The 23058-nt window shown below is 58.6% G+C and carries 25 protein-coding genes, 1 tRNA gene, 1 pseudogene and 1 riboswitch; of the genes and pseudogenes, 14 read left to right on the top strand and 13 right to left on the bottom strand.

All coding sequences use genetic code 11. From position 1 onward, the window contains the following. The first annotated feature begins 56 nt into the window (after nt 1-56). The 7 genes from HKD27_RS02655 (at nt 57) to HKD27_RS02685 (ending at nt 5040) form a co-directional block, all read left to right on the top strand. On the top strand, nt 57-425 hold the full coding sequence (locus HKD27_RS02655; RefSeq protein WP_194688561.1) for an AtpZ/AtpI family protein: 369 nt from the start codon (nt 57-59) through the stop codon (nt 423-425). Next, the gene (locus HKD27_RS02660; protein WP_194688618.1) at nt 403-1152 is read left to right on the top strand and encodes a F0F1 ATP synthase subunit A; all 750 of its coding nucleotides are present in this window, start codon (nt 403-405) and stop codon (nt 1150-1152) included. The genes HKD27_RS02655 and HKD27_RS02660 overlap by 23 nt, the downstream gene beginning before the upstream one ends. Before the next feature lie 82 nt (nt 1153-1234). Then, nucleotides 1235-1462, top strand: coding sequence for an ATP synthase subunit C family protein (locus HKD27_RS02665; protein WP_024717170.1), 228 nt, complete (start codon nt 1235-1237; stop codon nt 1460-1462). A gap of 8 nt (nt 1463-1470) precedes the next feature. Further along, entirely contained in the window at nt 1471-2031 is a 561-nt protein-coding gene (locus HKD27_RS02670) for a hypothetical protein (RefSeq protein ID WP_194688560.1), read from the top strand. A gap of 10 nt (nt 2032-2041) precedes the next feature. After that, entirely contained in the window at nt 2042-2542 is a 501-nt protein-coding gene (locus tag HKD27_RS02675) for an ATP synthase subunit B (RefSeq protein WP_062494537.1), read from the top strand. 4 nt (nt 2543-2546) lie between these two features. After that, entirely contained in the window at nt 2547-3314 is a 768-nt protein-coding gene (locus tag HKD27_RS02680) for a glycosyltransferase family 2 protein (RefSeq protein WP_194265541.1), read from the top strand. A 73-nt stretch (nt 3315-3387) separates the two neighbouring features. After that, nucleotides 3388-5040 (top strand): glycosyltransferase family 39 protein, encoded by a 1653-nt coding sequence (locus tag HKD27_RS02685; RefSeq protein ID WP_194688559.1) that lies wholly within the window; start codon nt 3388-3390, stop codon nt 5038-5040. A gap of 135 nt (nt 5041-5175) precedes the next feature. Here HKD27_RS02685 and HKD27_RS16625 read toward each other — a convergent pair whose 3' ends face one another. Beyond that, complete coding sequence (locus HKD27_RS16625) at nt 5176-5304, bottom strand: hypothetical protein (RefSeq protein ID WP_255522890.1); 129 nt, start codon at nt 5302-5304, stop codon at nt 5176-5178. On the opposite strand from HKD27_RS16625, the pseudogene HKD27_RS16730 reads away from it, so the two are divergent. Next, nucleotides 5269-5612 (top strand): annotated as a pseudogene (locus HKD27_RS16730) (IS5/IS1182 family transposase); the annotation flags it as partial. The gene HKD27_RS16625 and the pseudogene HKD27_RS16730 sit on opposite strands and share 36 nt — an antisense overlap. A 16-nt stretch (nt 5613-5628) precedes the next feature. On the opposite strand, the gene HKD27_RS02690 reads toward HKD27_RS16730, so the two are convergent. Together HKD27_RS02690 and HKD27_RS02695 are read right to left on the bottom strand one after the other, a co-directional pair. After that, entirely contained in the window at nt 5629-8139 is a 2511-nt protein-coding gene (locus HKD27_RS02690) for a glycosyltransferase family 2 protein (RefSeq protein ID WP_194688558.1), read from the bottom strand. 538 nt (nt 8140-8677) lie between these two features. Further along, a tRNA-Ala gene (locus HKD27_RS02695) sits at nt 8678-8753 on the bottom strand. A gap of 142 nt (nt 8754-8895) precedes the next feature. On the opposite strand from HKD27_RS02695, the gene HKD27_RS02700 reads away from it, so the two are divergent. Then, a complete protein-coding gene (locus HKD27_RS02700) occupies nt 8896-9201 on the top strand; it encodes a YggT family protein (protein WP_194688557.1) in 306 nt (101 codons plus the stop codon). Between the two features lie 9 nt (nt 9202-9210). Here HKD27_RS02700 and HKD27_RS02705 read toward each other — a convergent pair whose 3' ends face one another. The 4 genes from HKD27_RS02705 to HKD27_RS02720 form a co-directional block, all read right to left on the bottom strand. Further along, complete coding sequence (locus HKD27_RS02705; protein ID WP_194688617.1) at nt 9211-9420, bottom strand: hypothetical protein; 210 nt, start codon at nt 9418-9420, stop codon at nt 9211-9213. Nucleotides 9421-9462: 42 nt separating this feature from the next. Further along, a complete protein-coding gene (gene tldD, locus HKD27_RS02710) occupies nt 9463-10926 on the bottom strand; it encodes a metalloprotease TldD (RefSeq protein WP_194265544.1) in 1464 nt (487 codons plus the stop codon). A 76-nt stretch (nt 10927-11002) separates the two neighbouring features. Further along, on the bottom strand, nt 11003-12166 hold the full coding sequence (locus HKD27_RS02715) for an aminotransferase (protein ID WP_194688556.1): 1164 nt from the start codon (nt 12164-12166) through the stop codon (nt 11003-11005). A 119-nt stretch (nt 12167-12285) separates the two neighbouring features. Then, nucleotides 12286-12912 carry an HAAS signaling domain-containing protein gene (locus tag HKD27_RS02720; protein ID WP_194688555.1) on the bottom strand — a complete coding sequence of 209 codons (627 nt, stop codon included), beginning with the start codon at nt 12910-12912 and terminating at the stop codon, nt 12286-12288. Nucleotides 12913-13255: 343 nt separating this feature from the next. On the opposite strand from HKD27_RS02720, the gene glnA reads away from it, so the two are divergent. Together glnA and HKD27_RS02730 are read left to right on the top strand one after the other, a co-directional pair. After that, entirely contained in the window at nt 13256-14638 is a 1383-nt protein-coding gene (glnA, locus tag HKD27_RS02725; protein WP_011252662.1) for a type I glutamate--ammonia ligase, read from the top strand. A gap of 87 nt (nt 14639-14725) precedes the next feature. Further along, nucleotides 14726-15355 carry a trimeric intracellular cation channel family protein gene (locus HKD27_RS02730; protein ID WP_011252661.1) on the top strand — a complete coding sequence of 210 codons (630 nt, stop codon included), beginning with the start codon at nt 14726-14728 and terminating at the stop codon, nt 15353-15355. A gap of 23 nt (nt 15356-15378) precedes the next feature. Here HKD27_RS02730 and HKD27_RS02735 read toward each other — a convergent pair whose 3' ends face one another. The 5 genes from HKD27_RS02735 to gcvT form a co-directional block, all read right to left on the bottom strand. Then, nucleotides 15379-15591, bottom strand: coding sequence for a heavy-metal-associated domain-containing protein (locus HKD27_RS02735; RefSeq protein ID WP_081107178.1), 213 nt, complete (start codon nt 15589-15591; stop codon nt 15379-15381). Between the two features lie 88 nt (nt 15592-15679). Further along, entirely contained in the window at nt 15680-15991 is a 312-nt protein-coding gene (locus HKD27_RS02740) for a putative quinol monooxygenase (RefSeq protein WP_194688554.1), read from the bottom strand. Between the two features lie 196 nt (nt 15992-16187). Next, nucleotides 16188-19043: an aminomethyl-transferring glycine dehydrogenase gene (gene gcvP, locus HKD27_RS02745; RefSeq protein ID WP_194688553.1), complete on the bottom strand. Its 2856-nt coding sequence runs from the start codon at nt 19041-19043 to the stop codon at nt 16188-16190. A gap of 75 nt (nt 19044-19118) precedes the next feature. Next, a complete protein-coding gene (gene gcvH, locus HKD27_RS02750; protein ID WP_062455063.1) occupies nt 19119-19478 on the bottom strand; it encodes a glycine cleavage system protein GcvH in 360 nt (119 codons plus the stop codon). 36 nt (nt 19479-19514) lie between these two features. Continuing rightward, a complete protein-coding gene (gcvT, locus tag HKD27_RS02755) occupies nt 19515-20648 on the bottom strand; it encodes a glycine cleavage system aminomethyltransferase GcvT (protein WP_194688552.1) in 1134 nt (377 codons plus the stop codon). Nucleotides 20649-20805: 157 nt separating this feature from the next. Further along, nucleotides 20806-20895, bottom strand: a riboswitch (glycine riboswitch). Nucleotides 20896-20986: 91 nt separating this feature from the next. On the opposite strand from gcvT, the gene HKD27_RS02760 reads away from it, so the two are divergent. From HKD27_RS02760 to HKD27_RS02770, 3 genes are all read left to right on the top strand, one after another. Then, nucleotides 20987-21289 (top strand): putative quinol monooxygenase, encoded by a 303-nt coding sequence (locus HKD27_RS02760; protein WP_194688551.1) that lies wholly within the window; start codon nt 20987-20989, stop codon nt 21287-21289. 3 nt (nt 21290-21292) lie between these two features. Next, nucleotides 21293-21574, top strand: a complete 282-nt coding sequence (locus HKD27_RS02765) for a DUF333 domain-containing protein (protein ID WP_194688550.1) — start codon at nt 21293-21295, stop codon at nt 21572-21574. Nucleotides 21575-21672: 98 nt separating this feature from the next. Then, a complete protein-coding gene (locus HKD27_RS02770; RefSeq protein WP_194688549.1) occupies nt 21673-22101 on the top strand; it encodes a MarR family winged helix-turn-helix transcriptional regulator in 429 nt (142 codons plus the stop codon). Between the two features lie 36 nt (nt 22102-22137). Here the strand turns inward: HKD27_RS02770 and speE are convergent, their stop codons facing one another. Then, complete coding sequence (gene speE / locus HKD27_RS02775) at nt 22138-23010, bottom strand: polyamine aminopropyltransferase (RefSeq protein WP_194688548.1); 873 nt, start codon at nt 23008-23010, stop codon at nt 22138-22140. Nucleotides 23011-23058: the final 48 nt, after the last annotated feature.

The raw sequence follows: 23058 nt of genomic DNA on the forward strand, positions 1-23058 counted from the left end.
AATCCGGTTGAATGACCGGGTAAGAAGGATGCGTACAGGGTAAGGGATCAGACCTCATGGGACACGCCCCTGCCGGTGACGACGGAAACTTCGACGAACGCCTGAGGCGTGCCCGTCAGAAGCTCGATCCCCGCTCAGGGGAATTCGCCGTAACCGACGAGGGCAACGATGACAGTTCCATGTCATCCCTTGGACTGGCGATCCGCGTGGGAACCGATCTTGTGGCGGGGCTCGCGGTCGGTGTAGCCATAGGCTACGCGCTGGGTCACTGGTTCGGGTACAGGGCTCTGTTCCTGTCCGTTTTCGCCCTGGCAGGATGTGGTGCCGGCATGTTGAATGTCTGGCGGGTTTTGAAGGATTCGGACATGGTGTCCGGACCGAAAGATGACGGGAGAAGCCAGCGTGGCAGCCGGATCGACGATTGACGCGCTCGGACAGTTCGAGCTCCATCCGGTTCTTGGACATCTGGGAGAAGCCCTGCGGTTCTCGCAGTCGCCACTGTTCATGCTGATCGCCGCTGCCGTCGTTCTGGTCTTCCTGTATGTCGGGATGCGCCCCGCCGCCGTCGTGCCGGGTCGCCTTCAGGCCGCCGCCGAGATCAGCTACGATTTCGTCCACGACCTCGCCGTCAGCACGATCGGTGAAAACGGCGCAACGTTCTTCCCGTTCGTCTTCGCAATCTTCTTCTTCATCCTGGCCGGCAACTATCTCGGCCTGCTGCCCTTCTCCTTCACGTACACCAGCCACATCGCCGTGACCTTCGGCCTGGCCATCATGGTGTTCGTCATCTCGATCCTTGCTTTCATCCGCTTTCAGGGTGTGGGCTTCCTCAAGCACTTCCTGCCCGCTGGAACGCCTGTCTGGCTTGCTCCGCTGCTGGTGCCGATCGAGATCATCTCTTTCCTTTCGCGTCCTGTCAGCCTGTCGATCCGACTTTTCGCCAACATGGTGGCGGGTCACGTGCTTCTGGAAGTGTTTGCCGGCTTCACGATCATGCTCGCCGGTCTGGGCGCATTCGGCCATGTCCTGGCCATCGCCCCGATCGCGATCAACGTCGCGCTGACGGCCCTCGAACTGCTGGTGGGTGTGCTGCAGGCCTATGTGTTCGCCATCCTCACCTGCATCTATCTGCGTGAGGCCGTCGCTCACTGAGCCACACCAGCTTCGCACTAACCCTTTAATCGACCCAACAAGGAACCTGACAATGGACGTTCAAGCCGCTCACGAATTCGGCATCAGCATCGCCCAGGCCGCCCGTGACCTCGGTGCCGGTATTGCCGTTTTCGCCCTCGCCGGTGTCGGCATGGGTCTCGGCAACATCTTCTCGACGCTGATCAGCTCGGTTGCACGCAACCCGGCCTCGCGTCCGCATGTCTTCGGCATCGGCATGCTGGGCTTCGCGCTGACGGAAGCCGTCGCGCTGTTCGCCCTGCTGATCGCCTTCCTGATCCTGTTCGCCTGAGGTCGAACATGTACCGTACGCCACGCCTCTTCCTGTTCGCCGCCCCGCTTGCGGCCGTGCCGGGCCGTGCCGTGGCTGCGGGCATGCCACAGCTGAACTTCCACGATCCGCTGCTGATCGGACAGGTCGTCTGGGGAGCCGTCATTTTCGGCGGCTTCTATCTCGCCCTGAGCCGCTTCGCACTGCCGCGTGTCGAACGGGTGCTGACCAACCGTCGGACCCGGATCCAGAACGATCTGGATGTTGCCCGCAAGGCCAAGGCTGAAGCCGACCGCGCCAGCGCGGAACTCCTCAGCGCCCGTCATGAAGCAGCCGAGCAGGCCCGCGCCCATGTGGAGCGGATCCAGAGCGAAGCCCGCGCCAACGCGGAAGCTCACGCTGCGGAAACGGCCAAGCGCCTCGAAGCCGAGATCGCCAGCGCCGAGACCCGAATCACCCAGTCCCGTGAACAGGCCCTGTCCAGCCTGTCCGAGATCGCCACCAGCACCACCCAGGATCTGGTTTCGCATCTGATCGGCACGCAGGACGAACAGACTGTCGCCAGCGCCGTCAAACGCGTCAGCGCCTAAGGAGACGAAGATGTTCCACGATCCCCGGTTCTGGACCGCCCTCGCCTTCGTCCTGTTCTTCGTCATTTTCGGGCGCAAGCTCTGGGTCGCCATCACCGGCCACCTGGATGCGCGCGCCGACAGCGTCCGCCACGACCTCGACGAGGCAGCCCGTCTGCGTCGCGAAGCCGAGCAGATGCTGGAAGATGCCACCCGCGAGCGTGAAAAGACCCTGGCCGAAACACAGGCCATGCTTGCACGCTCCGAAGCCGAGGCCGCCGGTCTGGCAGAACGTGCCCGTCAGGACGCCGAAGCCGCCGCAGCCCGTTATGAAAAGATGGCGCAGGATCGCATTCACGCAGCCGAACGTTCGGCCATCCGTGAGATTCAGGATCGCGCTGCCCAGATCGCCGTTGCCGCAGCCCGCGACGTCGTGTCGACCCGTCTGACGGAGAGCCCCGACATCGCCGCAACCCTGATCGACAAGGGCATCGACAGCCTGCCGGAAGCCCTTCGGCGCTCCGCTGCCTGATCCGATGCCCCCCTCCACGGTGCAAGGTTCCTTTCATGACGACGGAAAGCCCACAAGGCTCTCCGTCGTCATGGCCGTTCTGAACGAGGCGGAAAACATTCTGCCGGTCTGTCAGGAACTGGCGGACACTTTTGGCGCCGATCCTTCCATAGAGATCCTTGCGATCGATGACGGCAGCACCGACGCCACCGTCAAAAAGCTTCTGGAAGCCCGGCAGACGCTCCTGCCCCGCCTGCGCATCATCAGCCATCCAAAGCGTCTCGGAAAATCCGCAGCACTCCGCACCGGCATTACAGCCGCGAAGGGCCAGTGGATCGCCACCATTGATGGCGATGGTCAAGACGACCCGTCCGCCATCCTGAAAATGCTGGATCAGGCGACATCAGCTCCGGGCACAGCCCCCCTCGTTGTCGGCGTTCGGCGCAAGCGCAATGACCGCCTGTCCCGCCGGATCGCCACACGCCTTGCCAACGGCCTGCGTCGCCGCCTTCTGAACGACGGCTGCCCCGATACCGGCGCACCGCTCAAGCTGTTCTCCCGCGATCTCTTCCTGAAGATCCCGCAATTTGAAGGCGTCCACCGCTTTCTGCCTGCCCTTCTGGGACATTACGGCGCGCCGCTGATCTGCATCGAAGTCCAGCACCGGGCCCGACTGCACGGCAGCTCGAAATATACGAATTTCAACCGGGCCCTCGTGGGAATCCGTGACCTTCTGGGCGTCATGTGGCTTCAGAACCGCACGCACCTGCCCGATCATCTGACCGAACACTGAAGCCGTCACCGGATCCGGGCCTTCCGGGATCCTGCCGCATGCCCGGCCTGACAAAACGGCGCGGAGAGTCCCCATGACCCTGAACCTCCGGCATTATGCTCTTCTCGGGCTGCTGGCCTTTCTGCTCGCGCTCCCCGGCCGCATGACGCTTCCGCCCCTCGATCGGGACGAGCCCCGCTATATGGAAGCATCTGAACAGATGCTTCTCTCCCACAACTTCATCGACGTCCGTTTTCAGGACAAACCACGCTATCTCCAGCCGGCCGGCATCTACTGGCTGGAAGCAGCCTCGACTGCCGCGGCCGAAAAGATCTTCGGTCCCTCGGTTCTGCGCAAGACATGGCCCTACCGGATTCCAAGCCTCCTTGCCGCAACCATCATCGTCCCCCTGACTGCCTGGATCGGCGCAACTCTCTTCGGTGGCGCAACGGGCCTGATGGCGGCAGGCCTGCTGATGGTCTCGACCCTGTTTGTCGCCGAAAGCCACATGGCGACCATCGACACGGTCCTGCTGCTGGACATCCTCTGCATCGAAGCCGCCCTTCTCTGTGCTCTCACCGATCGGCAGAAGAACCGCCCCACTCATCTGCGGGTCGCAGTCGCCTACTGGCTCGCCCTCGGCATCGGGCTCATGCTCAAGGGACCGGTCGTCCTCATTCCAGGCTTCGGCACGCCTCTGGCTTTGTGGTTTCTGGAAAAAGACCGCTCATGGTGGTCCCGCCTGCGCCCGCGCTGGGGCTGGCTGCTCATGATTGCCGTGGTCGTTCCATGGTGCGTCGCCATCGAAATCATCAGCGGCGGGGACTTCTTCGCCCGCGCGGTTGGGCGCAACTTCCTGGGCAAGGTCGCCCATGGTCAGGAAGCTCACGGCCTTCCTCCCGGCTTCCATCTGCTGGTTTTCGGACTGGCCTTCTGGCCTGGCTCTCTGTTCGCCGCCATGGCCATTCCGGCAGTCTGGAAAAACCGCAAACTCCCGCAGGTCCGCTTCCTCCTCAGCTGGATCGTCCCGCACTGGCTGGTGTTCGAACTGATCGCCACCAAACTCCCGCATTACGTCCTGCCAACCTATCCGGCGATTGCCATCCTTACTGCCGCAAGCCTCATGGCATGGCGCCCTCCCACACTCTCACGATGGGCAAAGGCTCTTCTCGGAGTCTATGGCGTTCTGTGGGCGGTCATCGGCATCGGCTTCTGCCTTGCCGGCAGCACCGCTCTGTACAGGCTTGAGCACACATTCTCACTCTCCGCTCTGATCGCACTGGGAGGCTCTCTGCCACTGATGCTCGGCGCCATTATGATGCTCCTGAAGCAGCAGCGGCGACAGGCAGCCTTCTGCGCCATGGGCGCAGCCGTCATTGCTCATGCCGGCCTGTTCCTGAGCGTGATTCCCAATCTCCAGACCATCCGTCTCAGCCCCCGGATTGCGGATCTCTTCGAAGACGTCCGCCCCTGCAATGACAGTGTTTTGGTATCGTCATCCTATTCCGAGCCAAGCCTTGTCTTTCTCGTCGGCCCCAATACGCAACTCATCGGCCCCGCCGCCGCTGCGGCATATCTGCACAATCATCCTCAATGCAGTCTGGCACTAATTGATTTCAAAGACGAAACTGTTTTCATGGAGTCTGTGAAGAAATATGGAATGAATGTACTCAAATACAACTCAATAAAAGGACTCAATTACTCAAATGGACACCACCTAAATCTAGATTTATTCGCTCCTATTTAAGTTAATTAACTCATAATTAAATTATAATATTTCTTTATATAAATATTAAAACAGCATAATATTGTTTATTTTATCATACAATTTAATATTTTGTATTTTCACATGAGTTGAAACAAGCCCTATCGGACAGATATTTCATAATAATGCACCAACAATATTGGAAAAGCATCCTGGTTTTAAGTAAATGTCTGCAATTCCTTTTTCTGCACCTAGATTGGCGGGTGCGCCCTGAAGCCGCCAGGTTTCCTTGATGTTGCGGAGCACCTTACTCGCCTGCGTGGGAGTGGAGATCACCTCGAAACCTTTTCACGGAGTATGGATGTCGAAGTGCTCCGACCCGATCTGGAAAAGGCGTTGTCCTATACAGACGGAAACAAAGGGGGGCGCCCCCCCTTTGACCCCGGTACGGAATATCTGTCAGCGACCGCCTGTCCTTCATGCGCTTTCTCGGTCCTGGGGCATTGGACCGCGTGTCTGATATCAAAACGATCTGACTGTTGCGCGTCTGTCTGGCACAGACTGACGCCATTGGTGTGCCGTTCAACCAGTTCGATGCCATAGTGCGGGTCGCACGAACACCTGCCAATATCAGGCATCAAGATATTCAGGGTCTACCAAATTAAAAAACGTTTGCTGGTCGACAGTAAAATAACGTGGATAAGAGGGATCACGTTCAAATAACGGATCAGAACTCCAGCGTTCGAGCATAGTCTGAGTTTCTAAAAAAAAGCGTGTTTCATGTTCCGGTTTGTCATCCGTCCCACGTGACAGACTTTCGTGATGATAGGCAATCGTCTCGGCACTAAAAATAATCCGGTACCCGGCCCGACGAATTTTCAAACATAGATCAACATCATTGAAAGCGACTTTCAGCGCTTCTTCATCAAATCCACCGACCTCTTCAAAAACAGTACGCCTAACCAGCATCAGGGCTGCCGTTACAGCGGTTATTTCATGCGAAAGCATGGTGCGACCGATATAGCCATATTCTGATAACGGATCACCCCGATGTACGTGAGCTGCCACACCAGCCGGACCAACAACCACACCGGCATGCTGAATCGTATCATTAGGATAAAGCAGCTTGGCACCAACCGCTCCGACATCCTTGAATGCCTGAGCTTCTCCAACCATACGGTGTAACCACTTCGGGTCTTCCACAAACACGTCGTTGTTCATGAACACGACAAAATCAGATGTGGTCTGAGCTACAGCAATATTGTTAAGCCGAGAAAAATTGAACGGCTCTTCTACTGTTATAACAGAAACGTTTTCATGCTTCTGAATTTTTTTGATGAAACCCAGTGTCTCATCACGAACTGACCAATTATCGATCAAAATAATATTATAGTTCTTATATTCCGTATGCTTGAGGATATTTTCGACGCAGGTCAGCGTCGTATCCAACTGATCTTTAAAAGGAATGATGATGGTCACAGAGGACTGCGTACGAGAAGTCCATTCCACGCCATAAAGCGTCAGCCCGCGGATGGACGAAACCTTGGAGGCTATTTTCCGCCGCTTGAGATGGTCGGCCACACATTTTACGCCTGCATTGATAGCGTAAGTTTTCTGGCTCACATCCACGGCTGTGGAATTGGGGGTTTTACGCCAGTGGTAAAGAATTTCCGGCACATGGAAAATTTCCGATGGCTTCAGAACTTCCGTTGCTTTCAGTACGAAATCATGATCTTGCGCCCCGTTGTAATCGGAGTCGAGATGACCAATCTGGCGCATTGTCGCAGCATCTACCATCGTTAAATGGCATATATAGTTGCAACCAAGAAGGTAACGATAGTTGAAATCAGGTTTGAGATTAGGCTCCAAGTAGTACCCAGCCTGATCAATTTTATCCTCATCTGAATAAAGTAGCTTGGCTCCGGTTTCATGGGCCGCGATAACCATTATTTCAATAGCAACGTTTACCAATAGATCATCATGATCAAAAAATGCAATATACTGTCCTTTAGCAGCATCCATCGCTACATTTGTGGCACCCGCAATACCAATATTCTTTTTCAGAGTAACACATTTGATCCGCGGGTCACTTTTAACAAAATTATTGATGATTTCCGTTGTTTCGCGACTCTTACCTGCATCGTCAACGAGGATCAGTTCCCAATTTTTATAGGTCTGATCAATAACCGACTGCACAGCGGCCTTGAAGTCGCTTTCAAGGGGACGATAAACGGGACAAAGAATTGAAACAAGCGGCGTAAATACGCCGTTTTTTTCAGCACGTACCCGTTGTTCGGCCACTCGTTTGCTCAGAAGGGTGTAATATTTGCGTGCCCATCGATCGTAATCTCCTAACGTATAGGGACGCTTGGGAACGAGATCACGAAGCTCTTGACGCAGCTTCGCCATACGTCTGTAAATTTCATCGAGTTCATTGGTAACGTCGATGATCCGACTTTCAAACGCATCATCAGCAAATGATGTTACGATAGGACAGCCATCAAGTTCTATATCATCCGGCTGTGCCAAGACCTTGATTGTATGCTGACCACTGCCTCTCAACGCCTGCGGAATAGGAAATTCAAACCCGCAATTAGGATCACACCCTAAAACAGCAGCAACATCTCCGCGATAACGGTTTGCCCGTGTCTGCCCGATACGAATACCATCGACAAGAATTGATAGCACCACACCACCAGCCTCTTCGCTATCTGGCAGCTTGCGAAGCACCCACCCACGTAGCGCGCCCTGCTTCACACCATCGACATGACTTTTATAAGAAGGTTTGAGATGGCCGGAAAATGTGATTGAAGTCATGCCGTCGGACAAAAGTGGCAGAGCGGACCGGTCATCCAGCCGCAATGAAAGCGTATGTTTTTCACCATTAAAATAGCTTGGTGGTATTTCGAATCTGAAACCCAAGTCAGCAGTTGGCAGTGAAAGCTTTGCCTGAACGTCTTCACGAGGCAAATCGGCAGTAGCCATTCCGACTTCCTGCCCATCAATAATAATGTGAATCCTTACAGGAGAAAATTTTTTCAGATTGCATGTCGCCCATCCTCGAACGACACCATCTTCCAGCCCGTCAAAATGTCCCTGGAACTGAACTAAGGATGTTCGAGTTGCTACTGATTTAGACATTTTAACGCATCCACCTCATAAAAAATCAGTCAAGGACATCTCTGCCTAGGAACAAAATATCTTGCGATCATTTCCGTTGAATAGAAAGACCCAGAAAGTTCAGAATATTACATTAAAAACATATGGGTAAATAACTGCCTCGGCAATCCCTGATACGCATTAACATTCCCAAGAAAATGCAATCCAAACTCATTTGGATATGCAGAAAATATCTTCACCAGACCCAATAAATTACAAGAAACAATATTCATACATTTTATATTACAACCCGCACCAAACAATGAAAACTACATTCTTTTGAGCGAAAAATTGTAATTCACAAGTGCCCCAATTGAAATAAAATGACGAATAAGGCACCCTCTATCCGTGAGAACAGATAGATCAGAGGAAAACTCCAAAAATACAATATTCAATCTACAAATTCAGAAATGAATTTCCCACACCTAGTTTCCACACGAGATCAGAGATAGTTTTTTATTTCTTCGTCACTACAGGGGGGATTCTAGTTTCATCAATACTTACGACAAAACACTCACCGTGGTGGAGCTGAGGGGAATCGAACCCCTGACCTCCTCATTGCGAACGAGGCGCTCTCCCATCTGAGCTACAGCCCCACGGCAGAACAATAGTTCTCTTCTTCTCGCAGACTGTCAAGCAGCCCTGCACGCAAGACGTTGTTCTATGCTATCGCTATGGCTACAAACGTTCCTCAACCAGCCTTTCGGCTGCCCTTCCCGACATTCGACGAGGTTTTATATGGTTGCCCTGCATTCCATTATCCTGATGCTGATCCAGGCTTTTGTGTGGATCCTGCTGGCATATTGCATCCTGTCGATGCTGCTGGGCTTTGGGATCCTGGATATTCGCAACCGGTTTTTCTATTCCATTTTCAACACGCTGGCGCGGATCGTCGAACCCGTCATGGCTCCGATCCGCAGCATCCTTCCCAACACGGGCGGCATGGATTTCGCGCCGATGGTCGTCCTGCTTCTGATCCAGTTTCTGGTCTACCCGGCCGTCAACCGGATCTTCTTCATGCTTGCGACGCAGAACAGCTTCTGAAAACGCGGCCTATCTCAAGGCGCGCCACACCTCTTCCAGTGCTTCAACCAGCGTATCCCGTGTCTCCTGATGCGGCGTCCCATCCGGACGCTGCATCCAGACCGACCATCCCGTTCCCGGCTGACGCTCCATTTTCACAGCCCAGTCCGCTGGCAGACGGGAGAAAACCCGCTCCATCCGGGCTTCAGCCGTCAGGGGTTTGGCGTAATTATGACCCATCACGAATAGCTTTCGTCTCTCGAACGGCCCGGCGTCCCCGGATCAGGCCGTCCCCCCCACCGTCAGACCCGAAATCTTCAGGGTCGGCTGCCCAACCCCCACCGGCACGCCCTGACCGGCCTTGCCGCAGGTACCGATGCCAGGATCCAGCGCCACATCGGACCCGATCATGGAAATCTGGTTCATCGCATCCGCCCCATTGCCGATCAGCGTGGCGCCCTTCACCGGACGGATGATTTTCCCGTCCTCGACCAGATAGGCTTCCGAAGCCGCAAACACGAACTTGCCCGACGTGATATCCACCTGGCCTCCCCCAAAGTTCACGGCATAAAGCCCCCGCTTCATCGAGCGGATCATCTCGTCGGTGGTCGCACTTCCTTCCAGCATGAGCGTATTGGTCATGCGCGGCATCGGAGCATGCGCATAGGATTCCCGACGGCCGTTCCCGGTGGATTTCGTGCCCATCAGACGGGCATTCAGCCGGTCCTGAAGATAACCGGTCAGGATCCCGTCCTCGATCAGAACGGTCCGGGACGTCGGTGTTCCCTCATCATCAACACTCAGCGAGCCACGACGCTCCGGAAGCGTTCCATCATCGACCACCGTCACACCTGGAGACGCCACACGCTTGCCAATCATCCCCGAGAAGGATGAGGTCCCCTTGCGGTTGAAGTCGCCTTCCAGCCCATGCCCGACAGCTTCGTGCAGCAGGATGCCCGGCCATCCCGGGCCAAGCACCACATCCATTTCTCCTGCCGGTGCGGGCGTGGCTTCCAGCGTGATCAGAGCCTGTTTCAGAGCCTTGTCGACCGCATCGCGCCACGTTTCCGGCGCCAGCAGCCGGTCCAGTTCATAGCGCCCCCCCAGCCCACAGCTTCCGCTCTCGCGCTGACCGTCCTTTTCCACGACGACCGACACATTCATCCGCACCAGCGGCCGCAGATCCGCCACATCGCCGCCGGAGTCCGCGCGCCGCATGATCTGCACGGCCTGCCATTCGGAACTCAGTACGGCACTGACCTGCACCACCCGGGAATCCAGACCCCGCGCATAGGCATCGATCTCGCTCAGAACCGCCGCACGCGCTGCAAAATCCGTTCCTTCAAGCGGGCGGGAGTCGCCATAAAGCCGCTGGTTCGTCGCCTGCGGTCCCGGCGCCATGATGCCGCTGCGTCCCTGCCGCACGGCACCCACCGTACTGACAGCCCGCTCCAGAGCATCCCGGCTGATATCGTCCGCATGCGCAAAAGCCGTCTCCGTTCCCAGAACCGCCCGCAGCCCGAATCCCGAAGACGTGTTGAAGCTCGCCGAACGGATCGTCCCGTCATCCAGACTGATGCTTTCGTTCTCCCGGTATTCAAGAAACAGCTCGCCATCATCCACGCCATCAAGCCCACGATTGACGAGCGCCCGGGCATCATCGCGGGTCAGCTTTGAATCAGGCCGCCCGAAAAACAGGGCATCGGTCGTCGCAAGAGCGCCCAGAGCATCAGCAGCAACAGACATGAGAAATCTCCAGACAGAACAGACCGGCTTTTCCGGCAGACAGATTGAACACAGAGCGGATCACAACACAGGGCTTTTAAGAAAGGGCCTTTTCCAGCCGTTTCAAGGCCTCCTGCAGGATCTCCGGCTTTTTGCAGAACGCGAACCGGATCAGGTTCTGCGGTGCGGCATCCCCCTGCGGGTCATAGAAAGCCGAAACCGGGATTGTGGCCACACCCGCATGTTCCACCAGCCAGCGCGCGAATTCAACATCGCCCCGTCCGGCTGCATGACGCGAAATATCCGCCACAATGAAATAACTGCCATCCGCAGGCAGCGTCTCAAAACCCAGCCGGTGCAGACCATTCCGCAGCAGATCCCGCTGTGTTTCCATCTGCGCTGACAGCCCTTCGTAATAGCTGTCATCCTTGTTCAGCCCGTAAGCCACGGCCCGCTGAAGGTTCGGGGCCGTTGCGAAAACCAGAACCTGATGCGCCTTCGCCACCACGGATGCCAGCGCTGCCGGTGCCGTCACATAACCGACTTTCCATCCCGTCAGGGAAAAGCTTTTGCCCGCGCTCCCGATCCGCATGCACCGCTCGCGCATCCCGGGCAGCGTCATCAGCGGGATGTGTTTCACGTGAAACGTCAGATGCTCGTAAACCTCGTCACAGATCGCATAGGCATCATGTTCCCGCACCAGTTCCGCAATCAGCTCAAGCTCCTCACGGACAAACACCTTCCCGGACGGGTTCATCGGTGAATTGAGCATGATCGCCTTGGTCTTCGGACCAAACGCAGCCCGAAGCTCCGCCTCCGGCACGGACCAGTGCGGCGGCGCAAGCCGCACACAGCGTGGCACCGCCCCCAGAAGCTTCAGCGCCGGCAGATAGGTGTCATAAAGCGGCTCGATCACCACCACTTCGTCGCCCGGTTCCACAACCGCCATAAGACATGCCGCCAGAGCCTCCGTCGCGCCGGACGTCACGACAACTTCCGTCGCCGGATCAACGTCGATCCCATAAAAACGCCGGTTGGACGCCGCCACGGCCTCGCGCAGTTCCGGCAGTCCCGTCAGCGGCGCGTACTGGTTGCGTCCATCCCGAAGCGCGTCCGCCGCAACCTCAATGATGTCCTGCGGCCCTTCCGTATCCGGGAATCCCTGCCCGAGATTGATCGCCCCATGCTTCACGGCAAGCTGTGACATAATCGTGAAGATGGTCGTCGGAAGACTCGCAAGATACTGATTGGGCGTTTTCATCAACGGATTCCAGAACTGACGGAAAACAGAAAGCCCCGCACCATCGCAGGCTGAAGGAGCGCTGAAAAGCCTTTCGCACTCCCCTTCCGTTCCATAATGGAAATCCTGTCTCCCGCCCCTCAGTCCAGCCCCTGCATTTTGCGGCGCATGTCCCGCAACAGCAGCTGTCCCAGCCCCCGCAAAAGAAGCATCGCCAACACGACAAGGACGATTCCGACACCGCAGCAGAGGATCGCATATCCCCAGGAAAGCGGGATGCCATTCCCGGGGACACCATCCGTCGTAACAGTGATCGAGAACGGGCTGTCGTCCACCACGAAAAGATCCTGCGGAACAAAGAGCCGCAGCACGGGCATCGCTGCCAGAAGAAGCCCCGTCAGCCCAAGCGCAATCACGACAAATCCGCCGACAAACGCCAGCAGACTCCCCGCCGCCAGCCGCAGAAGAACCCAGAACAGACCAAAGGGATTGGACTGCTGCACACCAACGGACAGCTCATGCCGGATCGTAAAACGTGCTGCGAGCCTGTCCGGCTTTCCCAGTCTTTCCAGCAGCGCCAGGACCGCCCCTTCCCCCAACCGGGCCTGCGCCGCGACCTGGGCCCGCACTTCAGCGACAATCACATCCCGCTCGCTTTCAGGCAGGCTGAGCAGGCCGCCCCGGAACTCGTGCAGGTAGCGTTCGAGCGGCAGGGAAAGGAGATCGCTGTCTTTCAGGCCGTCCGGAGATGAGGAAGCAGGCATCATGAGGATATTTCCCAAAAAGAGTCTCGCTGCTCTCTTTGCATGCAAGTTCCGGACCAGATGTGGAAAACTCCGGTTCGCTTCCGAAAGATTCAATCATAAATCCGCCAAATGGCGTAATTTCCCATACTCGACAGACGGGCATTTGTCGCTTAATCGTTTTGCAGCCGTTTACACGATGCAAGGCGACAGATCGATGGCCAAGAAAGCCCCCACTTCCTCTACCGTGAAACCGAAGGCCGCTCCCGCGCGCCGTACCTCGAAGGCTGCAGCCCCCAAGGCTGCTCCCGCAGCAGCTGGCAAGCCGCCCGCCCCGAACCCGCAGGCCGTTGCCCGCGTCTTCGAGATGATCCAGGAGCACGCGGCGGAATTCGTCGATCTGCGCTTTACGGACCCCAAGGGCAAGTGGCACCACACGACCCAGACGGTCTCGACCATCGAAGACGATACCTTCGTTGAAGGCTTCATGTTCGACGGCTCTTCCATCCAGGGCTGGAAGGCCATCAACGAGTCCGACATGGTCCTGCTTCCGGATCCGGAAACGGCCGTCATGGACCCGTTCTCCGCCAAGCCGCAGCTGATCCTGTTCTGCGACATCATCGATCCGAAGACGGGCAACTTCTATAACCGTGACCCGCGCTCGACCGCCAAGCTCGCAGAAGCCTATCTCAAGGATGCCGGCTTCGGTGACACGGCGTTCTTCGGTCCGGAAGCCGAATTCTTCATCTTCGACAACGTGCAGTTCGGCACAGGCCCGAACTTCGGCATGTACCAGCTCGACAGCATCGAAGGCCCGGGCGCGTCCCTGAAGGCCTATCCGGAAGGCAACATGGGCCACCGCCCTGTCGTCAAGGGTGGCTACTTCCCGGTCCCGCCGGTGGACAGCGAGAACGACCTGCGCGCCGAAATGCTCTCCACGATGGGCGAAATGGGCCTGCCGATCGAGAAGCACCACCACGAAGTCGCACAGTCGCAGCACGAGCTCGGCACGAAGTTCGACACGCTCGTGAAGTCCGCCGACTTCATGCAGATCTACAAGTACTGCGTGCACAACGTCGCCCATTCCTACGGCAAGACGGCCACGTTCATGCCGAAGCCGATCTCGGGCGACAACGGTTCGGGCATGCATGTCCACCAGTCCATCTGGAAGGATGGCAAGCCGACTTTCGCTGGCGACAAGTATGCCGACCTGTCCGATGAGGCACTGTACTATATCGGTGGCATCATCAAGCACGCGAAGGCCCTGAACGCCTTCACGAACCCATCCACCAACTCCTACAAGCGCCTGATCCCGGGCTTCGAAGCCCCCGTGCTGCTGGCCTACTCCGCTGCGAACCGTTCGGCCTCCTGCCGTATCCCGCATGCGACCAACCCGAAGGCCAAGCGCGTTGAAGTCCGCTTCCCGGACCCGACCGCCAACCCGTATCTCGCCTTCGCCGCCATGCTGATGGCCGGCCTCGACGGCATCCGCAACAAGATCCATCCGGGCGACGCCATGGACAAGGATCTGTACGAACTGCCGAAGGAAGAACTGGCCCAGATCCCGACGGTCTGCGGTTCGCTCCGTGAAGCTCTCGAAGCCCTCAAGGAAGACCATGCCTTCCTGCTCGAAGGCGGCGTCTTCACCAAGGACCAGATCGAAAGCTACATCGACATCAAGTGGCCGGAAGTCTACAAGTTCGAACACACGCCGCATCCGGCAGAGTTCGAGATGTACTACTCGGTCTGATCCGGGTCAGAACATCGTCTCAACGGAAAGCCCGGCCTTCGTGCCGGGCTTTTCTGTTTTCAACACACCACTTCACAAGACGGCCCGATGATCCCTCCCGCCCTTCAGGCCTTCTCCTCGTCCGCCCTACCGATCCTCGACATCGCCGGCACGGTCGTCTTTGCCATTTCGGGCGCGATCGAAGCCGCACGCGCACGCCTGACCATCGTGACCTTCATGTTCTTCGCCGCCATCACGGGCGTCGGTGGCGGCACCGTGCGGGATCTGTTGATCGGCGCGCCCGTCTTCTGGATGCACACTTCCGTCCCGATTGCAGCCTGCCTGCTGTCCGCCATCGCCGTCTGGTTCACACCGGCCCGCTTCTGGCCGGCCCGCGCCGTGGAATGGTTCGACGGTCTCGGGATCGCAGCCTATGGCGTGTTCGGCTCAGCCAAGGCGCTGGCTTACGGCATCCCGCTGATCCCCGCGGCTCTCATGGGAATTGTCAGCGCCTGCATGGGCGGTATTTTCCGGGATGTGCTGGCAGGTGTGCCATCCATCATCATCCGGCCGGAACTCTATGTCACGGCCGTCGCCCTGGCGTCAGGAACCTATGTCTCCCTGACAGCCCTGGGTCTGAACACCACGCTCGCGGCAGCCATCGCCGTCCTGGCCGGCTTCAGCCTGCGTGCAGCAGCACTCATCAAAGGGATCGGCCTGCCCCATTACCATCGCTAGGTGACAGGCCTTTCCGGTACGCTTCAGGCGATTACGTCGAACCCGACATCTTCCACCACATGCCGCAGCGCGACCGGCGTCACCTTCTGCTCATCATACTGAATGGCAGCCTGCCCCGGATCGAGCGTCACTTCCGCGGACGAGACACCCGGGACATTGGACAGCGCGGACTGCAACTTGCCCGAACACCCATTACACGACATCCCGTCGACCTTGAACGTCACCATCGAAACCATAAGAGACTCTCCTGTCTTCCAGAGGCTGCTCCGTAAAGCAGTCGATCCCCGAGTGGGACATATTCCGATAAAAATGCAAACAGCTTTTTCAGGCTGCGTCGGCAGCCTCGTCCAGCGGCTTTACCTTCATGATCTCGGCCTGCGCACCGCATTTGGCAAGAGCATCACCCAGAACCTTGAAATGCGGTGCGACCAGATGCGCCTCAAAACCGGCTTCCGAAGCCCAGACCTCGTTTGCCACGAACCGGCCAGCCTTCTCGATATCCTCGCTGATCACATACTGGCGGCAGGCCTCTTCCCGACGGGATGCCACGACACAAGCCGCAAAAGCCGCCTCTGCCGCTGCCGCATGTTCTGCGGGAACCGTGACAACGGCCGTGATGTGAACCGTCTGGCTCATGATGGAACTCCTCATCAACAATGAAGCTGCCCCAAAGCCCTCTGCGGGCGACGGGCAGCGTTTCACGTGAAACCATACCTCACCCTTTTGTGATAAAAAACCCATGCCGGGTATCCGACCCGAAAGGACCGGACAGCAGAAAGGCGCCTCCCCGAAGGAAGACGCCTTTGCCAAAACACCAGACTGAAAAACCCGCTCAGCCTTCCGCGTACGTCGAGATATCCGGGCAGGAACAGACAAGGTTCCGGTCCCCCCAGGCATTGTCCAGACGCCCGACCGGCGACCAGTATTTCGACGTGTCCACACCACCGGGGAAGCATCCTGCCTCACGGCTGTAGGACCGCTCCCAGTCCCCAGCCAGATCCGCCGTCGTATGCGGGGCAAAGCGCAGTGGGCTGTCTTCCATCCCGACACGTCCGGCTTCGATCTCGGCAATTTCCGCACGGATGGCGATCATCGCATCACAGAAGCGATCCAGTTCGCCCTTCCCTTCGGATTCCGTCGGCTCGATCATGAACGTCCCGGCCACCGGGAAGCTGACCGTTGGCGCATGAAAGCCGTGATCGATCAGACGCTTGGCGATATCGTCCACTGTCACGCCGACCGCATCCTTCAGCGGCCGCAGATCCACGATGCATTCATGCGCCGTAAAGCCGTTCGTGCCACGATACAGAACCGGATAGTGCTCACCCAGACGGGCCGCGATGTAGTTCGCATTCAGGATCGCCATCGTCGTCGCCTGACGCAGTCCCTCATCACCCATCATCATGATGTAAGCTGCGGAAATAGGCAGGATCGACGCAGACCCGTAAGGCGCTGCAGACACCGCAACCCCATGCTGTCCCGGCAGATACGGCGCGAGATGCTTGCCCACACCGATCGGCCCCATGCCCGGCCCACCGCCGCCATGCGGAATGCAGAACGTCTTGTGCAGGTTGAAATGCGAGACATCCGCGCCATACAGACCCGGCCGCGCCAGACCAACCTGCGCATTGAGGTTCGCGCCATCCAGATAGACCTGACCACCCGCGGCATGAACCAGCTCGCAGATCTCGACGATCCGTTCCTCGAACACACCATGCGTGGACGGATAGGTGATCATGATGGCCGCCACGCGCCCGTCATGCTGCGCGATCTTCGCCTTCAGATCCTCGACATCCACATTGCCGTTCTCATCGCAGGCCACAACAACAACCCGCATCCCGACCATCTGGGCCGAAGCCGGGTTGGTCCCATGCGCGGACGCCGGAATCAGGCACACATCCCGGTTCTCATCGCCGCGAGCGCGGTGATAGCCACGGATCGCCAGAAGTCCGGCATATTCGCCCTGAGCGCCGGAATTCGGCTGAAGCGACACGGCATCGTAACCCGAAATCGCACAGAGCGTGCGCTCCAGATACGTGAACAGCTCGGCATAACCCTGAACCTGATCGGCGGGTGCGAAGGGATGAATCCGCGCGAATTCCGGCCAGGTAATGGGGATCATCTCCGCCGTCGCATTGAGCTTCATCGTGCAGGAGCCCAGCGGGATCATCGTCCGGTCCAGCGCCAGATCCTTGTCCGCCAGCGCACGCATGTAGCGCAGCAGATCCGTCTCGGAACGGTGCGCATGGAACACAGGATGCGTCAGCAGCGGTGCCGTCCGGGACAGACCCTCCGGCAGCGTATCCGTTACATCGAGCGCCTGCTCGACAGAGGCCAGATCCGCGCCCTCACCCGCAAATGCCGCCCAGACCGCACGGACCGTCTCCGGTGTCGTGGTCTCGTCGCAGGACATGCCAATCCGGCCATTCCCCGCATCACGCAGATTGATGCCAGAAGCCACGGCGCGCGCCAGAACCTGCGGCGCGGACGCGCCAGCCTGAACGGTGATGGTGTCGAAGAACACATCCGTCTCGACCGTCGCACCCAGAGCCTTCAGCCCGGCGGACAGGATCGCCGCCATCCGGTGCGTACGTGCAGCAATGGCCTTCAGCCCTTCCGGACCGTGATAGACCGCATACATGGACGCGATGATCGCCAGCAGCGCCTGCGCCGTACAGATGTTGGACGTCGCCTTTTCGCGGCGGATATGCTGCTCGCGCGTCTGAAGCGCCAGACGATAGGCCGGCTTGCCCGCACTGTCGCGCGACACACCAACCAGACGCCCCGGCATGTGTCGCTTGAACGCATCGCGCGTCGCCATGAATGCCGCATGCGGGCCACCGGCCCCCATCGGCACGCCATAACGCTGCATCGAGCCGATCGCGATATCCGCGCCCAGCGCGCCCGGGCTTTCCAGCAGGACCAGAGCCAGCGGATCACAGGCCAGAGCCGCAATCGCACCCTTTTCATGCAGCGCCGCAATCACCTTGCGCGGATCCCGCACCTGCCCCGAAGACCCCGGATAGGACAGCAGTGCCCCGAACACGGAGGATGCATCCAGATCCGTTTCCGGATTACCGACCACAACGTCCCAGCCCAGCGGCTCGGCCCGCGTGCGGATCACGGCAATCGTCTGGGGGTGCGTATCGGCATCCACGAAGAACGCCGTTGCCTTTGACTTGCCCACGCGCTGCGCCAGCGCCATGGCTTCCGCACAGGCCGTGCCCTCGTCCAGCAGGGACGCATTGGCAATGTCCAGCCCCGTCAGATCCGCCACCAGCGTCTGGAAGTTCAGCAGCGCCTCAAGACGGCCCTGGCTGATTTCGGGCTGATACGGCGTATAGGCCGTGTACCAGGCCGGATTTTCCAGGATATTGCGCTGGATGACCGGCGGCAGGACCGTATCGTAATAGCCCTGCCCGATCATGGACGTCAGAACCTGATTGCGCGAGGCGATCTGCCGCAGGCGCGCCAGCGCATCCTGCTCGGTCAGGGCAGCACCAATCCCGTGATCTCCGCGATCAAGAATGGCGGCCGGAATAGTGCGGTCGATCAGGTCATCAAGGCTGGAAGCCCCCACGACACGCAGCATCTCTCCGATTTCGGAAGGGCGCGGGCCGATATGGCGGGAGCTGAAATCTTCGGTCTGGGCAGGCCACAAGGTCGTCACGGGCAGGTTCTCTGGCATTTCATGAAAGCAGTGGCGGAAATCGGGGACAGGCTAAAGAAAAACGGGGCCTGCCAGCGCAGACCCCGCATCCCCTCAAAGGCTCTTGTACTGTTCGGCCGTCAGCAGGCCCTTGAGGTCGTCCGGGTTGGCAACCGTCATGCGGAAAATCCAGCCCTCGCCTTCCGGATCCTTGCCCACCAGCGTCGGATCATCGGACAGCGCGTCGTTGAAGCCAGCCAGCGTGCCCGCAACCGGCGCATAAATGTCGGACGCCGCCTTCACGGACTCGACGACAGCCGCCGCATCACCGGCGGCGACTTCCGTACCCTCGTCCTTGGCTTCGACGAACACCAGCTCGCCCAGCTCTTCGGAGGCATGTGCCGTGATGCCGACAGTGCCCTGGTCGCCATCGACGCGGATCCATTCATGGGACTTCGTATAATAGGTCGTCATTGCTGCTTTTTCCTGATCTGAAGTTCGACTGTAAGTTCAGCGCTTGAAGCCGGGTGCCACGAACGGCATCGCCCGCACATGCAGCGGCACATACTTGCCCCGCAGTTCCGCAAAGACGGGTGTGTCCAGCGCCGCATAGTCCGACGCGACATAGCCCATCGCAACAGGAGCCTTCACGCTCGGGCCAAACGCCCCGGACGTGACCACCCCGATTTCCTTCTGCCCCTCGGCATCGGCAAAGAGCTTCGCCCCCGCCCGCACCGGAGCCCGGCCATCCGCAACCAGCCCGACGCGCTTGCGCTCTACACCATCGCGCGTCTGCTTCAGCACGACATCCGCACCCGGATAGCCGCCCTCACGCACACCGCCCTCACGGCGCGCCTTCTGGATCGCCCAGCCCAGCGACGCCTCAACCGGCGTGGTCGTGACATCAATGTCATTGCCATACAGGCACAGCCCGGCTTCCAGACGCAGCGAATCCCGCGCACCCAGACCGATCGGCAGCACATCCGGCTGCGCCAGGATCGCGCGTGCGACCTTCTCGGCATCCGCGCCGGCACAGCCGATCTCGAACCCGTCCTCGCCCGTATAGCCGGAGCGCGAGACCGTCACCGGCACGCCAGCCAACTCGGTCTCGATCACATCCATGAAGCGCATGTCCTTCACGACCGGGCAGAGCGGCGCCAGAGCCGCTTCCGCCGCCGGGCCCTGAAGTGCCATGAGCGCACGGTCGAACTGGCGCGTCACCACACAGCGATCAGACAGCGCCTTCTCGATCCGCTCCGCGTCCTGAACCTTGCAGCCTGCATTAACGACAACCAGCAGGTCCTTGCCCATATTGGCGACCATCAGGTCATCCAGGATCCCGCCCTTCTCATTGGTCAGCAGCCCGTAACGCTGGCGCCCCGCGGCAAGTCCAACAAAATCAGCCGGAACCAGCGTCTCCAGAGCCGCAGCCGCGTCCTTCACGTCCCCGCTCTTCGCAGCAATGCGAATCTGCCCCATGTGAGACACATCAAACAGACCGGCCTTTTCGCGCGTATGAAGATGCTCGGTCATCAGCCCGGCCGGGAACTGGATCGGCATCTCGAAGCTCGCGAACGGCACCATCTTCGCGCCAAGTTCCAGATTCAGATCGTAAAGGGGAGTACGCTGGAGGGAATCGCTCATGGGGAAAGCCCGGTCCATTCTATCTCAAGACGTGAAGATGCAGACGCCCCCGGTCCGCCGCAAAAACGGGCCGGAAAAACATCGCCCCTTCTGTCCTTTCGCCTGAGATCGCTATCCCGTCGGCGGATGCGTCCAGCGCACCTCTCTCCAGAATGTCCTGACCGCCTCGGTCCTTTGGCCTGAGAGTTTCCGGGGCGGTTGCTCCTTCGGCGCCAGCCTGACGACTGGTCTCTCCCGTGTCGGTCAGTTCGATCCTGCCAGTTTCCGAAAAACTCCGCAATCGTTACGATCGCTCATGCGTTGTGTCTTTTGCCCTGCAACACACAAAGGAGAACATCATGGCTGGCGAACTGACGGTCATTGCCGAATTCGAGACCACACCCGCGACCTATGAGAAGTTCCTCGAAGCCTGCGCCTATGACAGCGAGCGCTCCGTAGCCGACGAATCCGGCTGCCACAGCTTCACGGTTCTTTCTCCCGAAACGGAAGCCGACACGGTCATCCTCGTGGAAGTCTATACCGACCGCGCCGCCTTCGAAGAGCACCTCAAGACCCCGCATTTCGGGGTGTTTGCAAAAGCTGTAAAAGAGCTGGACATCAAGGAACGCAGCGTCCGCTTCCTGAAGAAGAGAGCCCCCTGAACAATGCATCTTTCAAGCACGAAACGCCTTCTCGCCATCACTCTCCTGTGCGGCACGGTTTCGGCCTGTGCCTCACACCCGCAGCACAATCCCCGCACGCGCCTGATCGGCATCCCCAACCCCGCCAGCGTTTACTGCACGCAGCAGGGCGGTCGCCACGGTGACGTGCGGACCGCTGGCGGCGAAACCGGCACCTGCACCTTCCCGCCCAATCAGGTCTGCGATGAATGGACGCTCTATCGTGAGCACCGCTGCGTCGCCCCTCTGGCCAAAATGAAGCCCTGATTTTCCAGCCCGGTCAGGCCCCAGAGGGCCGCCGGGTTTTTCATTATCTGAATACATAACATGTTATGTATTCCATCCACATGATCCCCGGAATCCGAATGAGCGTCCCCTCTCCCCTGAGCACCCTGACCACGCGCAACACCAGGCTCTTCACACTCCTGCTGGAACGCGAACTCAAAAAGACAGGTCTTCGGAGCGGTCAGCTCCCCGTGTTGCAGGCTTTGCAGGACGGAAAGATCCTCAATCAGAAAGCCCTTGCGGATTTTGCGGATATCGAACAGCCGGGCATGACGACACTTCTCGCCCGGATGGAACGCGACGGCCTGATCCGGCGCGAACCAGACCCGACAGACCGTCGCAGCACACTGGTCACGCTGACACCGGACGGTCAGCGGAAAAGCCGGAATATTGTTCCTATTATGGAACATTTAACCAACATAGCACTCAAGGGGTTCACACCCCTCGAACGCGATATTCTCGTAACACTTCTGGAACGGATTAACAGCAGCCTGAAAGAGCAACTGTAGCTGCCTGCCTCTTCAGTCACAGAGGCAGGCGCACGATCATTTTCCGGTTTTCGGAAGATGCTCGGCAATATAGGGTGGCAGGTTGAACGACCCGACATGGATCTCCGGCGTCCAGTAGCGCGTCGTCCCCAGGATCTTTGCAGCTTCCGCACGAGCGCGGATCTGCTCGACCATCTGCGTGTTCGGAGCCTGCCCCTTGGAGGCCACACCCAGCGTCATGAACCCGCCGACATAGGTCGGAACAGCAGCCACATACGCACCCACATGCGGGAAGAACTTCGCGCGACGCAGGCTCGTCTCATACAGCTCATCCGCCTGCATGAACGGCACGCCACACTGGTTCACGATCAGTCCTTCAGCCGAAAGGATGCGTGCGCAGTTGCTGTAGAACTCGTCCGTGAACAGCACTTCACCCACACCGATCGGATCGGTGCTGTCGACGATGATCACATCGAACGAGCCGTCAGCCGCCTTGGCCACATAGTCGATGCCGTCGCCGACAATGACATCGGCCCGCGGGTCGTTCCATGCGTCACCGGCAATGTCCGGCAGATACTGTTTGGACAGTTCGATCACCGCACCGTCGATCTCGACCATGACAGCCTTTTCCACCGTGTCATGCTGCAGGACGCGACGCAGAACACCACCGTCACCCGCACCAATGATCAGCACGCGCTTCGCACAGGGATGCGCCAGAAGCGGCACATGCGTCAGCATCTCCTGATAGACGAACTCGTCACGCTCGGTGATCTGAATGACACCATCCAGCACCAGCACGCGGCCGTGGCTGGAGCTTTCAAACACCACCACATCCTGGAAGTCGGATTTTACCCGTGCGAGCTCACGCGTAACGAGAAAGCGCTGTCCCCAGTCCGGGTACAGGGTCTCGTTGAGCCATGTTTCAGCCATGGATCATCGTTTCCTTGTGGGATTGTATTGGAAAAGGACCGGGTTCAC

Source organism: Gluconobacter sp. R75690 (assembly GCF_015244525.1).
GTDB classification, from domain to species: domain Bacteria; phylum Pseudomonadota; class Alphaproteobacteria; order Acetobacterales; family Acetobacteraceae; genus Gluconobacter; species Gluconobacter potus.